17 protein-coding genes are annotated in these 15,838 nt (G+C 39.6%); 4 read left to right on the top strand and 13 right to left on the bottom strand.

What is annotated here, in order from left to right:
- Positions 1–42: 42 nt before the first annotated feature.
- The 5 genes from ACFQZ9_RS22090 to ACFQZ9_RS22070 all read right to left on the bottom strand — a co-directional run bounded on the left by ACFQZ9_RS22090 (position 43) and on the right by ACFQZ9_RS22070 (position 4,055).
- Positions 43–390: a YrdB family protein gene (locus tag ACFQZ9_RS22090; protein WP_498945432.1), complete on the bottom strand. Its 348-nt coding sequence runs from the start codon at positions 388–390 to the stop codon at positions 43–45.
- A 285-nt stretch (positions 391–675) separates the two neighbouring features.
- Positions 676–1,770, bottom strand: coding sequence for an LLM class oxidoreductase (locus ACFQZ9_RS22085; RefSeq protein WP_498945431.1), 1,095 nt, complete (start codon positions 1,768–1,770; stop codon positions 676–678).
- Positions 1,771–1,849: 79 nt separating this feature from the next.
- Positions 1,850–2,080 carry a MerR family transcriptional regulator gene (locus ACFQZ9_RS22080; RefSeq protein ID WP_498945430.1) on the bottom strand — a complete coding sequence of 77 codons (231 nt, stop codon included), beginning with the start codon at positions 2,078–2,080 and terminating at the stop codon, positions 1,850–1,852.
- Between the two features lie 8 nt (positions 2,081–2,088).
- Complete coding sequence (locus ACFQZ9_RS22075; RefSeq protein WP_498945429.1) at positions 2,089–3,123, bottom strand: P1 family peptidase; 1,035 nt, start codon at positions 3,121–3,123, stop codon at positions 2,089–2,091.
- The gene (locus tag ACFQZ9_RS22070) at positions 3,120–4,055 is read right to left on the bottom strand and encodes a dipeptidase (RefSeq protein WP_498945427.1); all 936 of its coding nucleotides are present in this window, start codon (positions 4,053–4,055) and stop codon (positions 3,120–3,122) included. Before ACFQZ9_RS22070 ends, ACFQZ9_RS22075 begins: the two co-directional genes overlap by 4 nt.
- 153 nt (positions 4,056–4,208) lie before the next feature.
- On the opposite strand from ACFQZ9_RS22070, the gene ACFQZ9_RS22065 reads away from it, so the two are divergent.
- Positions 4,209–4,586 (top strand): SET domain-containing protein, encoded by a 378-nt coding sequence (locus ACFQZ9_RS22065; RefSeq protein ID WP_198311501.1) that lies wholly within the window; start codon positions 4,209–4,211, stop codon positions 4,584–4,586.
- Between the two features lie 42 nt (positions 4,587–4,628).
- On the opposite strand, the gene ACFQZ9_RS22060 is transcribed toward ACFQZ9_RS22065, so the two are convergent.
- The 3 genes from ACFQZ9_RS22060 to ACFQZ9_RS22050 are packed head-to-tail and all read right to left on the bottom strand — an operon-like array spanning position 4,629 to position 7,315.
- The gene (locus ACFQZ9_RS22060) at positions 4,629–5,945 is read right to left on the bottom strand and encodes a purine/pyrimidine permease (RefSeq protein WP_498945426.1); all 1,317 of its coding nucleotides are present in this window, start codon (positions 5,943–5,945) and stop codon (positions 4,629–4,631) included.
- Positions 5,946–5,968: 23 nt separating this feature from the next.
- Complete coding sequence (locus tag ACFQZ9_RS22055; RefSeq protein ID WP_198311499.1) at positions 5,969–6,943, bottom strand: bile acid:sodium symporter family protein; 975 nt, start codon at positions 6,941–6,943, stop codon at positions 5,969–5,971.
- 15 nt (positions 6,944–6,958) lie between these two features.
- Complete coding sequence (locus ACFQZ9_RS22050) at positions 6,959–7,315, bottom strand: rhodanese-like domain-containing protein (protein WP_498945828.1); 357 nt, start codon at positions 7,313–7,315, stop codon at positions 6,959–6,961.
- Between the two features lie 205 nt (positions 7,316–7,520).
- Between ACFQZ9_RS22050 and liaG the strand changes: the two genes are divergently transcribed.
- Positions 7,521–8,372: a DUF4097 family beta strand repeat-containing protein gene (gene liaG, locus ACFQZ9_RS22045; protein WP_498945424.1), complete on the top strand. Its 852-nt coding sequence runs from the start codon at positions 7,521–7,523 to the stop codon at positions 8,370–8,372.
- Positions 8,373–8,483: 111 nt separating this feature from the next.
- Here liaG and ACFQZ9_RS22040 read toward each other — a convergent pair whose 3' ends face one another.
- Positions 8,484–9,419, bottom strand: a complete 936-nt coding sequence (locus tag ACFQZ9_RS22040) for a COX15/CtaA family protein (protein WP_498945423.1) — start codon at positions 9,417–9,419, stop codon at positions 8,484–8,486.
- Between the two features lie 229 nt (positions 9,420–9,648).
- On the opposite strand from ACFQZ9_RS22040, the gene ACFQZ9_RS22035 reads away from it, so the two are divergent.
- Positions 9,649–10,038 carry a YuzC family spore coat inner layer protein gene (locus ACFQZ9_RS22035; RefSeq protein WP_498945422.1) on the top strand — a complete coding sequence of 130 codons (390 nt, stop codon included), beginning with the start codon at positions 9,649–9,651 and terminating at the stop codon, positions 10,036–10,038.
- Between the two features lie 245 nt (positions 10,039–10,283).
- Positions 10,284–10,799, top strand: a complete 516-nt coding sequence (locus ACFQZ9_RS22030; RefSeq protein WP_198311494.1) for a DoxX family protein — start codon at positions 10,284–10,286, stop codon at positions 10,797–10,799.
- 43 nt (positions 10,800–10,842) lie between these two features.
- Here ACFQZ9_RS22030 and ACFQZ9_RS22025 read toward each other — a convergent pair whose 3' ends face one another.
- Genes ACFQZ9_RS22025 through ACFQZ9_RS22010 form a run of 4 tightly spaced genes read right to left on the bottom strand, consistent with a single transcriptional unit; the run spans position 10,843 to position 15,742 of the window.
- A complete protein-coding gene (locus ACFQZ9_RS22025) occupies positions 10,843–12,507 on the bottom strand; it encodes a glycoside hydrolase family 13 protein (protein WP_498945421.1) in 1,665 nt (554 codons plus the stop codon).
- Position 12,508: 1 nt separating this feature from the next.
- Positions 12,509–13,567: a LacI family DNA-binding transcriptional regulator gene (locus ACFQZ9_RS22020; protein WP_498945420.1), complete on the bottom strand. Its 1,059-nt coding sequence runs from the start codon at positions 13,565–13,567 to the stop codon at positions 12,509–12,511.
- A 38-nt stretch (positions 13,568–13,605) separates the two neighbouring features.
- Positions 13,606–14,448 (bottom strand): sugar ABC transporter permease, encoded by an 843-nt coding sequence (locus ACFQZ9_RS22015; protein ID WP_498945419.1) that lies wholly within the window; start codon positions 14,446–14,448, stop codon positions 13,606–13,608.
- 1 nt (position 14,449) lies between these two features.
- The gene (locus ACFQZ9_RS22010) at positions 14,450–15,742 is read right to left on the bottom strand and encodes a carbohydrate ABC transporter permease (protein WP_198311490.1); all 1,293 of its coding nucleotides are present in this window, start codon (positions 15,740–15,742) and stop codon (positions 14,450–14,452) included.
- Between the last annotated feature and the right edge of the window lie 96 nt (positions 15,743–15,838).

The raw sequence follows: 15,838 nt of genomic DNA, 5'->3' as shown, positions 1-15,838 counted from the left end.
AATTCACATACGCTAGAAGGGAAATTCTCCTATTAATCTCTTCTATTGCTTCCAGAAATACATAAGAAGCTTATTAACTAAAAGCAAGCTCCCCAGGATCCAAGCCATTTCCGATTTCCCGACTGTAACGAGTAATAGAATAGGCAAACCAAACACAATGATTTCTAAAATTAAATGAACTGGTTCTGATAATTGAATAGCTGCCTTCGGAGCACCCATTAGTCCCCAAATAACCGCGACCACCAAAGGAGCACCAATAGCTAGTAACCATTGAAATAACGGACTATTTCCCGTTTTATAACCTAAATAGCCCCATACATAAAGTGAAGTCAGTTCCAATAGAAATCTCAATAGCAGATTTAAAGACTGTAATCCGGCAAGCAAACTCATTTAGTTGTCTCCTCCTAATGAATTATTTATAGCCATCTTCATTACAACACTATTAATTTATTTTTTTTCCAATTACTTCATTACACCCTATACACTAATAATGTTAATAATATAACTAATTATATTAGTTAAAACAAGTGAAAAATCTATTTTTTTACAAAAAACTTTTCAAGTGAGCGAATTTAAAAATAAAAAGGTACCAGCTCAATTTATTGAGCTGATACCTCTTTCAAACGTTCATAGAAAAATATAAATCCTTCAGATTTACTTAAAAACTTGGTTTGTTTATTTGTCAGCTTGGGCAGCCAATTTTGAATTTTTTGTTTCCCTTCGAACGACTGGAGCTACCTTCGTTGCCAACAACTCAATGTTTTCAGCTACTTTTTTAAAAGGCATTCCACCTATATCCATTTGTGCAATAAAGCGTTGATGTCCAAAAAGTTCATATTGCGTAAGAATTTTTTCGATGATTTGTTGTGGACTTCCGACAAATAATGCTGTATCTGGTCCAGCGAGTTGTTCAAACTCTTCTCTGGACATTTGTTTTCTTCCTTGCTCTTTACTGAAAAAATCACGGTAATGGGCATAATAAGGATAATAATCGTCTTTCGCCTGCTGGGTCGTTTCCCCAATAAACGCATGTCCCGTTACAGCCACTTTCAAATTTTCCGGCGCATGACCTGACTGCTTCGCTTTCTCGCGATATACATCCACAAGCGGTTTAAACCGTTTCGGATCACCACCAAGAATTGCCATGGTTAAACCCGTACCGAATTTACCTGCACGTTCCGCGCTTTCCGGAGAACCTCCTACCCCAACCCAAAAAGGAATGCCATTTTGTAGAGGACGCGGTGCAATTTCAGCATCAAATAATGGCGTACGATAATGGCCGTTCCAGGTCACTTTCTCATTCTCATTCAACTTTAAAAACAAATCGATATTCTCTTCAAATAAGCCATCATAATTGTCCAGATCATACCCGAACAACGAAAAAGATTCTACAAATGCCCCTCGCCCTGCTATCACTTCAGCCCGTCCGTTTGATAAAAGATCCAGTGTTGCAAAATCTTCAAATAAACGGACAGGATCAACAGTACCTAATACAGTTGTAGTACTTGCCAGTTTAATTTGCTTTGTAACCTGCGAGATGGCAGACAGTAGAACGGGCGGCGCTGATACTGCGTAATCTAAACGATGATGTTCACCAACACCAAATACATCGAGACCAGCTTCGTCAGCCATCTTTGCCGCATTTATAATTTCTTTCAATCTCTCACTTGCACGAATTGTTTTCCCAGTTTGAAGATCTGGTACTAAATCACCTAATGTGTAAATACCTATCTCCATTCCGTAATGTTCATCTGCCAAAATTATCTTCATTCCCCTCTATAATTCAGAAAAGAAAATTTGTTATTAGTATGCATTTCATGATAGCTTTCATTCATTGCTAGCCTGAAAGTTAATCCTCATCCTTCACATCAAGATCTTCCGGAATCGGCTCGTTTAAGATTTCCTCGACTAGTTGTTTGTATTTTTCCATCTGCCTCAAATGCGTATTAAATTGGTCTTTATAAATTAAATATTCAGTTCCGTCATAGAGGGCACGAATTTTTCGCTTCTGCACGAGCTTTTCTACAGTTGAAACCGGGACAGATAAATACTCTGCTGTTTCTTTAATAGTTATATACACTTTAAAGTTCATTCCTTTTTAAAATTAAGTTGGTTGACAACGCGGCCAAGCCGCCCCTTTGTGATTACAGCCTGTGAAAGAGAATTAAGAATCGCTTCCTCAACTGCTTCAGCCGCTCCTGTAAAAAACTGATTTATAATCGGATGGTCCTCGCGAAGCAGTAAACGGGTTTCTAATAGTTCATCCGTAAAATGAGAAATTTTATGTGCCGTCGAAAAGGCAATCACAATATCCCCGCTCCCATGGCTGAAATGGCTGCCGGTCCGCCCCAGACCAATCCCGCAGCGCTTGGCCAAGCGCTTAAGCTGCCGGTCGCTTAACGGCGCATCAGTAGCAAGGACAATCATAATCGAGCCATCAGCCGTTTCCAAAAGCCCTTCTCCATCTCCTTCACCAAAATAACGCGCCCATTGAAACTCTTCTTTTTTTCCAAAATTACTAAGAACAAGGCAGCCAATGGTATACTCTTCGATTTTTCGTGAAGAAGAACCGATTCCACCTTTATATCCGAAGCAGACCATTCCCTTTCCGGCACCAACAGCCCCTTCCCTAGCAGGCTCAGCATTTGCTTTCCGAATGGCTTCCACCGCATGCTCCGGCTTTACCGGAAAAAGCCGAATTGAATTAAGATAGCTGTCATTGCATTCACCGACAACCACATTGATCGTTCCTGTTGTCTCTCCAATTTCGGGATTGTCCTCAAGCATATATTGCAGTGTACCCTGCGTAACCGCCGGAACAGCAAAGGTATTCGTTAACAGAATGGGTGATTCAAGCGCTCCTAATTCATTAATTTGCACTAGACCCGTGGTTTTCCCAAATCCATTAAGGACGTGGCAGGAGGCAGTAACTTTTTCTCGAAATAAATTTCCGTTATGCGGCAAAATGGCAGTAACTCCTGTGCAGGCATACTCATTACCCGATGCATCCAGAGGGTAATCCAATGTTACATGTCCTACCATAACCCCTGCTACATCGGTAATACAATTCTTATCACCTGTTGGCAGTTTCCCGATACTTAAACCTGCATCCCTTATCTTCATCGTCCAATTCCCGGTCTCTTGTCAAGGAAGTTTTGGCCAGCAAAGCCTCTAACCTCTTCCTCTGAAAAATGCTTTAATAATTCATTAACCAGGTTTTGGCTCTTCGAGGCATCTTCCAAATCTGTAATAAATTCAGAAATCCCATCAAAATCCGAGCCCAATCCGATCTGTTTTACTCCGCCAAGTGAACAAAAATGGTCAATATGTTTAATAAGATCTGCGATGGTTGCTTCTCCCTCTTCTTTTACAAAGGGAGGATTATAGACAACATGAATTAACCCGTCCTTTTTAAACATATCCACAGCCATTTCATCGGTTAAATTACGGCGATGGTTGCAAAGCGCTCTTGAGTTGGAATGGCTGGCAATTGGATATTTCGCAATCTCCATAACATCCCAAAATGCCTGGTCGCAAAGATGGGAAACGTCCGTTAGGATTTTATGATCATTATGAAAATTGACGATCTTTTTCCCAAAATGGGTAAGCCCGGCACCGCGTGGCTCCCCAGCTCCATCTGCTGCAAGGTTGGCATTATTCCAAGTCAAGCCGACCGATCGAACTCCAAGTTGATATAGAATATTTAGCTTCGCTAAATCATTACCAATCGCATCAACACCTTCAAGTGTTAACATCGCGCCAATTTGACCAAGCTTAAGATTGTCAAAATCTGACCAATCTCGAATCTGAACCATATCCGGATTCTTCCCAATAACCTCTTTGTAAAAATAATCAATCTGCTGAAGGGCTTCTTGGAATTTTTGATCAGAAGGAATCTCCGGCTCAATAAAAATGGCAAAACACTGGACTTTCACTTTTCCTTTATGTAAGCGTGCTTTATTCGTCTCTAATTCAGGGGCATCGGCAAAGCGCAGTCTCCCCTTACCTTCCGATAGCTTAAGTAAGGCATCACAATGCAGGTCGATGATATTCATATGAAAAGCTCCTTTTAACAAAAATAACAGATACACCCATTATACTTCTCTTCCGATTAAAAAACAGGTTCATGGATTAAGAGTAAAAATATTTGCTTTTATCCATACTAACTGTCAAGCTAAGAAGAAAAGAACTTGAAACAGGAGATTATTATGATTGAGATCAAAACTTCAACCGTCAGCGAGGGAGAATTTAATAGAGGAGTATTTGCCACCCGCGATATTGCAAAAGGGGAACTCATCCATGAAGCCCCGGTCCTTTCCTATCCAAATAAGGAGCATGAGCATATCGAGAAGACGCTTCTAGCTGATTATGCGTTTGAGTATGGCATAAATCACTCAGCTATTCTTTTAGGTTATGGGATGCTGTTTAACCATTCCTACACACCAAATGCCAGATATGAAATTAACTTTGATAATCACACCTTTGACTTTTATGCCTACAAGGATATTAAAGCAGGGGAAGAAATCTTCATTAATTATAATGGAGATGTCGATATTGACGACCCTTTGTGGTTTGATAAGGAATAAAAAGAAATCCTCTCAGCACATGAGAGGATTTTTTTTTGTCATCTAGCTCATATTTATTGCGGGATTTTTTTTCTCCCGGAATACCAGATGTTCTAAAAATAAACATAAAATCAGACCTACGAGTAAGCCATTAGCAATAATATTTCGCAGCCAAGGCGCCACTGTTTCAAACGCTGCGGTTGGGACAAACATCATTCCGATTCCGACCATTAACGAAAGGCCAATGACCAATAAATTTCTCGATGTTGGTTCCTGTCCCATAAGGTCGCGGATTCCAAAGCCCATCATTTGAGAAAATAGAATAAATAAGGATGTATAGGCAACTTCCATTGGCAATTTAGAAAAAAACTCACCGATGTATGGAAAAAAACTTGAAATCACAATTAAAATAGCCCCAAACACAATTGGACTTTTCTCTTTAATTCCCGTTGTTCCGATGAATCCGGCTGATATGGATAATGGCACAACTCCTACAACAGAAAAGAGTCCTGAGAGAAATAAATTGACCCCATTACCAAAAATTCCTTTTGAATATTCGCGTGGCTGTATCTCCCTCTCAAGGGCAATTCCAACCACTAGGATACTTGCAATTACATTTGAAATTAAAATAATGGCGGTGATGACAGAGGTTAGGACAATCCCGAAATCAAACTGTGGTGCACCCCAGCTGAATACTTTCGGAACAGCAAACCATCCTGCTGGCTTGTAAGCTTTTCCAGGTTGGATTAATCCTAAAGAATGAAATAATAACCAGCCAATCACAATCCCAATTAAAGGTCCCATGCTTCTCAGAATCCCTTTTGCCTTTAATGAAAAAAGTAATATAACAATGATTTCTATGAGACAAATACCAATTATTTTCCCATTTAAATGATTCGTTTCGGTAATTCCCAGCATACTTTTTATAAAAGAACCGCTCATTTGGCTGACAAGCAAAATTAAATAAACTCCGGTTACAATTGGGGTAAACAAATTTGTAATTTTCTCAACTATGGGTGAAAAACCTAATATTGCTAAAATGATTCCTGCAATAACCAGGCCCATTTCTAATTGCTGCAATAAATGCCCTTTCTCAGTAGGGACACTCATGGCACCTAGAACAATAAACAAAGCCCACCACATTCCGGCAGCACCTTCTACCACCTGCAGGCGATGCCCAATGAACAACTGGACTAAGGTAGCTGCCCCCGTTACAAATAGCATACGCTGCATAAAGGTTGAAATTTCAGCGGGAGACATATGAAAAGCTGCCCCGATCACGATAGGAACGGCAATAATATTGGTAAGCATAAAGACCGCCCACTGAATGCCTTGAACTCCTGTCAAAAATCCGCTGCCCTTCTTCGAGAATTCACTCATTCTTCCATACTCCTTCTTTACAACTATACAGCAACAGATTTAGAGTCATGGTGTTCAATCTTTTTATCATAATATTTATTTAAAAAATATCCATTTAATGAGGCTAAAATTTGCTGGAATAGCATGCCAACCACGACTGGAACGGCTACCGCCGCAGGAAAATAAGAAACAGCGATTACAGCCCCGGCGCTAATATTCCGCATTCCTCCAGTGAAGGTTAATGTAATCACAGTATCACGGTCACTTTTAATGAACCGCCCTAAGAGAAAGGAAAATAAATAACCAGTAAGGGCAATGAAAAATACCACCAAGGTAATAAGGACTAATTTTAGATGGATATGCCGCAAATAGGGGGCTACGACAGAACCGTTCAACATCACGACGACCCCCATGCAGATTTTTGAAAAAGGAGCAAGCTTTGAACCTAGTTGATCCTTAATCCTTCCCTTCGTCACCTGGTTTAAGAACATACCAATTAACGAAGGAAGCACTACCATTCCAAATAACCCCTTCATGATACTTATAAAATCCATATCGATTTTTTGGCCCATAAAAAGAGAAATGGAGTAAGGAACAATGAGCGGGGAAAGTAATGTATCCACTAAAATGATCGATAAAGTCATTGGAATATTTCCTTTGTAAATCGATACCCAAATAAAACTAGTGACACCTGTTGGAATGACCATTGCTAGGATTAACCCGGTAACGGTAAAATCATCACCATAAAAGGCAACATGCCCCACCCCCCAGGCCCAAAGCGGCATGAACACATGTAATATGCACATAGCTAAAAATACAGGGAACGGATGGGTAATCACCTCTGTTAGTGATTTAAAATTCGAACTTAGGCTCCCGGAAAAAGTCATAAAGGCAAATAACCAAGGGATTAAATAGGAAAAGTCCTTTAGATAAACACTAAACAAAACGCCTAGGATAACGCTGACAGGTGTAATTAAAGGCAAAATTTTTTCTAGTTGCTTATTTAATCTTTGCAGCATGAAGGTCTCTCCTCACTATTTTTCCAGCGATTTTTGATATTCCTTCCAAGCCGTCAGACCGCCCTCTAAAACTTTGACTTTATAATCAATGGTGCTGAGGATATTGGCACATTTTGCTGCTGAATTCCCGGTTGTACAGGTCACGATGATCTCCTTTTCCTTTGGAAGGAATAATTTCACATCCTCTTTTGTTTCCTCTGCTTCAAAAATAATCGTTTTAGGAATATTGAGGTTTTCAATTTGAGGAGCTGTTATGTGTTCAGCCTGATATTTTTCTTCAGCTCTGACATCAAGGAGCAAAACCTTTTCATTTCTATTTAACCGTTCATGTAATTCTTTTGGCGTAATTTTTTCTATTGTCAACTTCAACACCTCCAATACAAAGAATATCACAAATTCTAGTAAATTAAAGTACTTCGTCTGTCAAAATATATCCATTTACACTTTGTGTTAAAGGGTCCCCAGTTCCATACGTCTTAAGTCTTAAACAGAATTAAATCTCCAGTGCATTGTGAACCCCCCCTTTCCCTTATAAGATGTATTTATAGATAAAAACTGGAAATGGGGAGAAAAAAAGATGAAAAGAATTGTGATTATATTATTAATCATTACCGGTTTGTATTTTATTTTTCAACAATCGCTGCGTTTTGATTGGTTTTCTGCCGGTAGCCGTGAAGGTAGTGCTGCGATTTCTGGCGATGTCCGTGTCATTAAGGTTGATGTTTCCGCTGTTAATGCTGATATTATTCCAGAGGATCGCATGAATTTAAAAGCCGTTCTTGATGGAAAAGGAAAAATGACTGTGAACGAAGACGGGGATACGGTTGAAGTAACTGTGAAAAAGAAATGGTTTGATTGGTTTGATTGGACGCCATTTGAAAAGAAAACATTAAAAGTCTATATTCCGGAAACTTATCAGCAAGATATGGAAATTGACTTAGGCTCCGGAAATCTTGAATTTTCGGGGAAGTCCATGAAATTAGATAAATTATCTGTTGATATTGGTTCCGGAAATATGAATCTCGACAACCTTACCGTGAATCATTTTATTCATGACGGTTCATCAGGCAATGTTCACATTGATTCACTTACCTCCAAAACTGGCACTTTTGATCTTAGTTCAGGGAATCTTGATATTCAACATTATATAGGTAAAATAGACGGGGATGTTTCATCAGGAGGAGCAAAAATTCAAGTAGACAAATTAACAGATTCGATTGATCTTGATTTAAGTTCCGGAAATGTCAATCTTAACCTGCCAAATGATGCAGACTTTGTTTTAGATGGAGAAGTAAGCAGTGGCAATATTTCCTGTGATTTTCCTTTGAAGTCCAAAGAATTTAGTCGTAAAAGTATAAAAGGAACACATGGCACAGGAGAACATATGATCAATCTGTCGGTTTCAAGCGGGAATATTGATATTCATTAAAAAAAGCGTTTGGATTTCTAGAAGTCCAAACGCTTTTTATTTTATCAGTGAATTTAAGTGTTTTATCAGCGATTCCAATGAAAGCCACAATCATTTAGAATTGGTGGCTTTTCAAAAACTACTTCGCCGCCCATTCTCTCCAACTTTTTGGGGATATTTAGGACCTGCTTTAACTGCCAAATTCCCAGTATAAACCCTTGCTTCCGTAACAAAAGCGAACAAAGCAGTAGCGATGGCCAGGTGGAAAACAGCCCATGGGAGATCAAGCTTCGTGACAATAACCATTACGCCAATCACGAGCTGCATAAGCACCGTAAAGGTACACAGCAACATGCGTTTCCTTAAAGCCTTGCCCCTGCTTTTTGAAAAAGCATAAAACGTTACGACTAGAAGATAAAGTGCCGTGACAACTGCTAATCCTCTATGGAAAGATTGCAGTACCTCTGGTGTTGTCCCTGGGAAAAATGATTGCCTGCAGCCCAACCAGCCGCAGGCCAGTCCGTAAGTTTCATGCTTAATATAGGCCCCAAATCCCAAGGTTAATAGAATAAGGCCCAGTAAGATATTTAAATGAAAGATAATTGATTTTTGACTTCGGTGTTGAACCTGATAAGATTGTTGCGCACCATCTAAATAAGGGTACCTCCATATCCATATTAATATGCCCATAAAAAGCATCGCAATTAATAAATGGATGGTGATGATAATGGAAGGCAGGTCGCGTACCACGACCACTGCACCAAGAAGAACCTGAACCGTGAGCAGCCCGAGCATCGTAAAGGATAAAATATGAGCGGTAAAACCCAGCTTTGAGCGAAGAATCTGGAAAAATAACAGTAAAGAAAGGATTCCAAGTAAAGCCCCAATCACCCGGTGCAGATATTCAATCAGAGTAGCTCCTTTTAAAGATGGAACAATTTCACCATTACACATCGGCCATTCAGGCCCGCACCCCATACCGGAATTAGAGGAAGCCACATACCCTCCGAACACAATCAAAAAATAGGTAAGAAAAATAGTCAGCAATGCTAAATTTCGTTTGTTCAACATTCATCCCCCTGTATTTAAATATTTTGACTATAGGAACAATTTACCAAATGGGGACAAGTAATTCGGTGATATGTATCACGTTATCAAGGAATTCCCAGATAAACCTTCCGACACCGTTTTACAATTCTTTCCCACCAAGAAATGCATTTTCATTAAGTAACACAAATATTCCATTAAACATAAGGTATATTGCCTTGTGTTTTCTACTATGGAAGGAGAGTTACGAATGTACTATAACCCTTTTCATTACCCAATCTATCCTCCCGTACCCGCCTACCCTGGTTATTATGTAAACTATCCCCTCCAAAGAACGTATCCGCCCGTTGATATAAAAATATTTTCAAAGTCAGTGAAGTCCTTTCGTCTCCTAATGGAACAGGGAAGTATTTTATTAGACAGGTTAGGGGATGCGGGATTCGCTCATAAAATGATGACCGTTGCACAGCAAGGAAAAAAAGCGGAGGTCGATCAGTTAATTAAATCCATTGGCTTAAAAGTCCCTGTGATTACGAAATTCACCCCCTCTGGCGTAATCTTTGAGCTAACTACGCAACCCACTCAGCAAGCACCAATGAGTTGCTGCACCCTAACCGTATCCATGAAATGGGGAATATAGATTTTAAATATGAATTACCTATCTTAAAAGCTCACATATAACCGTAAGAGTATAATAGGTTATAAAAAAAGCGATTTTCTCTTGTCCAAGAGAAAATCGCTTTTTTTAGTTTCTAACCCATTCAACAGTTTGTCAAAACATTTCGAACAAACGGTGAACTTAATCCTATCAATATGTTAAAAAGATGACCGGTGAATACATTGTAGTATAAAGAAACAATAAAAAAATGAAAGGTGGAATGAGTTATGTTTAATCAATTTTTACGGGAAAATAAAAGCGCTGCCGTCCTTTTAACAATATTACGTTTATACTTGGGTTACTCTTGGTTCACAGCAGGGCTCCACAAATTAATGGGAGGATTCGATGCATCTGGTTATTTAAAAGGAGCGATTGCCAACCCGGTAAAAGGGCCTGAAGGGGATGTTGTCTTCGGCTGGTTTGTAGGTTTCCTTAAAGGCTTCGCCCTTCCAAATGTAGATTTATTCAATTTCATTGTACCATGGGGAGAAACACTAGTCGGACTTGGTCTTATTCTAGGCTGCTTCACTACTGCTGCCATGTTCTTTGGCTTAATGATGAACTTTACCTTCTTCTTAGCAGGAACCGTATCTCATAACCCACGAGACATCTTCCTTGGCTTTATTATTTTAACTGCCGGATATAACGCAGGTAAAATTGGATTAGACCGCTGGGTTATTCCTTTCATTCGAAAAGCAAGAAAAAATCATATTGAAAAAGAAAAACCTAAAGCAATATCTTAATTGAAATTTAAAAAGCGGAGGTCCATACTCCCTCCGCTTTTTTCTATAATCGATAGACCCTTGTTTCGTATGGCTTTAACGTAATTCGTTCAGTTGGTTCATGTTTCTCTATTTCATAGTTCTTTAAAAGTAGGTTTTTATGATCAAATACAATGCCAATTCCCTCGGATATGCTAGCAGGCCGTTCAGAAAGATTGGCCATTACTATCACCCGGTCCTGTGATAATGTTCTTGTATAGGCAAAAATCTGCGGATCTTCCGCTAATAGCAATTCATACATCCCATAAGTAAACACTTCATTTGCCTTTTTTAACTGAATCATTTTTTTATAAAAATTCAAGACGGAATCCGGATTCTTCTCTTGGTCCGCAACATTGATTTCCGAATAATTTGGATTGACCTTCATCCATGGCGTTCCGGTCGAAAAACCTGCGTTTTGTTCCGCAGACCATTGCATTGGTGTTCGCGAATTATCACGGCTTGACGCCCAAATGATTCTCATAATCTCTTCATGTGGAACCCCAGCTGCCGTTTTCAAGTGATAAAGATTTTTCGTAGCAACATCGTCGTAATCATCAATGGACTCAAATTTTACATTGGTCATCCCAATTTCCTGTCCCTGGTAAACAAATGGAGTTCCCTGCATCAAAAAGTACATAGCCGCAAATGCCTTTGCACTTTCTTGCCAAAATTCCTGGTCATTTCCCCACGTAGAAACGACCCGGGCCTTATCATGATTTTCGATAAATAAGGCATTCCATCCCATACCTTCAAGTCCCTTTTGCCAACGGGATAAAACATTTTTTAGTTCAATGATATTCAGTACTTTTTTCAGCTCCGCATCCCAAAGGTTGAGATGCTCGAATTGAAAGACCATATTGAATTTCCCCTGCTTCTCATCGACCCAAAGATCAATATCGTCCACTGAAACACCATTCGCTTCCCCAACAGTCATAATGTCATATTTTGCAAAGGTTTCTTCTTTTAACTCTTTTAAAAAAGTATGAATCCCTTTTACATTCATATGTTTATCAAATGAAGAGACATATTTTAGGTCATCCGGATTGGGCATATCCTTGAGTCCAGGTTCCTTTTTAATATGGCTGATGGCATCCACGCGGAAACCGTCAATTCCTTTATCAAGCCACCAATTGATCATTTCATAGAGAGAATTCCGTACCTCTGGATTTTCCCAATTCAAATCAGGCTGCTTTCGTGAGAAAATATGGAGAAAATACTGGTTCGTTTTCTCGTCATACTCCCATGCTGAGCCGCCAAAAATACTTTCCCAATTATTCGGCTCTTCCCCATTCTTACCATCCCGCCAAATATACCAATCCCGTTTAGGATGTTCCTTAGAAGAACGAGATTCAATAAACCATGGATGCTCATCACTCGTATGATTGATCACTAAATCAAGAATTAATTTCATACCACGGTCATGGACTTCTTGTAAAAGTTGATCAAAATCAGCCATCGTCCCGAATTCATCCATGATTTTTTGATAATCGCTAATATCATAGCCGTTGTCATCATTAGGGGATTTAAACATTGGGCAGACCCAAATAACATCAATCCCTAACTCTTTTAAATAGTCCAGCTTTGCAATAATCCCCTGGATATCCCCAATCCCATCCCCGTTTGAGTCCATAAAACTCCGGGGATATATCTGATAGGCAACCGCTTCTTTCCACCATAATTTATTCATATTAGTTCCTTCCCAAATCGTACTTTTCCCCTTGTTGCTTTATCGGTTCTGCACATGAAAGACGTTCGACCAATTTGTGAGCAATAATAATCCGTTTTGTCGGTTCTTTGCTATTTTCAATCATTTGGATCAAGCTCTTTGATGCTTGATAGCCAAGGTCGAAGATATTGATATCAACAGAGGTTAACGGCGGCTTTGACATCTCCGCCAAAAGAACATTATTAAAGCTGACAATGGAGATGTCTTCGGGAACTTTAATTCCTAATTCATCAAGCATATTCAAGACACCAAGTGCCATGAAATCATCCGCCACAACCAGTGCAGTCGGCCGTTCTTCAAGCGACATTAACTCCCTAACAGCCTCTTGTCCGCCCTCTCGCAGAAATTCTTCGTGAATAATATATTCATTTTTCAAAGGAATTTTGGCATTCCTAAGCGCCCTCTCATATCCTAAAAGCCGCTCAACGGTTACGGTAAGTTCAAGACTCCCGCCGATAAAGGCAATTTGACTGTGCCCGTGCTGAATTAAATATTCAGTAGCCTCTTTCATTGCCCGAAAATTATCATTATCTACGTGGGTAATTTCCTCTACATCCTTATATGGCTTTCCAATTAAGACAAAGGGAAACTCTCTTCCTTTTAAATAGGAAATCACCTGATCTTCTACCTTTGAATTAAGAAGAATGACACCATCCACACTTTTCCCCTGAACCATGCGAATTACTGCATCAAAGATTTCTTTATCTGTCTTCCCTGTTGTTATATGCATCGCATATTGTTTTTCATGAGCACCTTCGCTGATTCCTTGTAAGACAGTAGGGAAAAACGGGTTTTGGAAAACCACATCCCCTGAACTCGGCATAACAAGCCCGATGGTTTGCGTGGACTGGCTGGCTAAATTCCGTGCATTTAAGTTCGGGTGATACCCTAATTGCTCCATCGCTTTTTTTACTTTTTGAGCTGTTGCTTTACTAATCCGAGGATTGTTAGCAATAACCCTCGAAACAGTAGACGGGGCCACATTCGCAAGCTTTGCTACATCTTTAATCGTTACAGTCATCTATTTCACCCCACTTTACCTGAAAAAATATTTTATTTTTAACCTTTAGTACCTCCTGCTGTTAAACCAGATACAAAGTAACGTTGGAAGGATAAGAAAAGAATCGCTATCGGTACGGCGATCAATACAGCACCAGCTGCAAAAGTCGTAAATTCAGCACCAAATTGTTTTGCAACAAGATCATATAATCCTACTGCTAATGTATAATTTTTTTCCGTTCTTAGCAAAATGCTGGCAATAATAAAATCGGCAAACGGTGCAATAAAAGCGAATAGGGCTACAACTGCAATCATTGGCCTTGCGAGCGGCATCACGATTTGGAAAAAGATTCGCAAATGACCGGCACCATCAATTTTGGCTGATTCATCCAGCTCTTTTGGAATCGTATCTAAGTAACCTTTCATCAGCCAAGTATTCATCGGAATTTGACCACCGACATACACACAGATAAGTCCTAAATGCGTATCAATTAAACCGGTCAAGGTCGCTAAAATATAAATAGCGATAAGTGCCGCAAAGTTTGGAATCATTTGCAGGATCAGAAACGTCATTAAGCCGTTCTTTCTCCCAACAAATCGGTAGCGGGAAAAAGAATATGCAGTCAAGCTGACAATCATAACGGTAAAAACCATTGTTAAAATACTTACCTTTAACGAATTGATATACCAGAATACATAGTTGCTTTTATCCAGGTCAAATAACTGCTTGTAATGGCTGAGTGTCGCATGCTTCGGAATAATGCTCGATCCTGATAAACTTTGACCCGGATTAAAAGAGGAACCGATAATCCAAGCGAGTGGGTACAAAATCAGGACAAACATAATTAAGATCACCAGATAAGTTAACGTAAGCCGAATGAAATTTTGTCTTTTTGTATTCATATTACATCATATCCTCTTCTTGGAATGACTTAGTTCGCTTAAACTGCCAAAGTGCGACAGTAATGACAATAACGGATAACAACAAGGTCAGCGTGGCAGCCTTCGAGTATTGCGCCGAAGTCATCGTCAAACGATAGATCCATGAAATGAGAATGTCAGTCCCGCCAGCGTTTTGACCGGTAACTGCCGGTCCGCCGCCATTAAATAAATAAATGATATTAAAATTATTAAAGTTAAAAGTATATTGTGTAATGATGACAGGCGCAGTAGCAAATAACACTAACGGAAGGGTAATGTTTTTAAACTTTTGAAAGTTATTTGCACCGTCAACTGTTGCCGCTTCATAAAGATCAGCAGGGATTGATTGCAGCACCCCAGTTGTCATCGCAAAGATGAACGGGAAACCAAGCCAGGTTTGAATAAAAATCAAAGCGATCCTTGTATAAACCTTTTCTGTCATCCATGGGAGACCGTCGATTCCGAAAAATCCAAGGATATCCCGGTTAATAGCACCGAAGGATTCGTTAAACATCCCGGCAAAAACAAGGATGGATACAAATGCCGGTACAGCCCAAGGCAAGATAAAGACGGTACGGATGATGGCTTTTCCTTTTACATCCTTTTGGTTTACGATTACTGCTAGGAAAATTCCTAAACCAACCTGAAGCGTAGTGGCAACAAATGTCCACACCAATGTCCAAGCTAAAACAGAGAAGAAGGTTTGCCGCCAAATATCGATTTCAAAGATTTCTGTAAAGTTCTTGAACCCAACCCAGTCCACCAGTTTCGCAGGAGGTGTATGGTATAGGTCATAGTTAGTGAACGCTAGTAACACAACGAAAATAATAGGAAAAATAACCACGAAGACTAAAAGCAAAAAACCAGGTGACATGATCAAGTATGGAAATCCATGATCAACAAGATTACGATATTGTTCCTTGATGGTGCTGATTGGTTCCTCACTGTCACGTTTTTTCCCTACCTTATAGGCATCACGCAAATTAAATAGGTAGAATCCAAGACCAAAAATAATGACGATGACAGATAAAATGCCGTATACAAGCAAGAAAATGGAATGGTCTTCTGGTACAATTTCTCCTAGTGTCACTAATCCCCATAATCCAATATTGATTAGGTCTTTAAAAACATATACAAATGCTGCACTTAAGATAAGAAAGAAAAATCCTTTTAAAAATTGCTTGTTGTAAAGTTGACCGACCCCTGGAATAATGGAAAGAATTAGTGCCTTTTTTCGGTGACTGGTTGGATAAGATTCGGTAACAGTTTTCGACATCCCCCGCACCCCTTTCAGTATGTACTTTATTTTCAGATGCTTTGTCAGCAGAAAAGCGGAAGCGCCTTGGTCAGCCCCGACAAGTGCTGGAGGAAC

This window comes from Neobacillus sp. GCM10027624, from assembly GCF_042675345.1.
Classification (GTDB): domain Bacteria; phylum Bacillota; class Bacilli; order Bacillales; family Cytobacillaceae; genus Neobacillus; species Neobacillus cucumis_D.
Note: the sequence above shows the minus strand (reverse complement) of the source record. Positions and strands in the feature narration are given on the sequence as shown.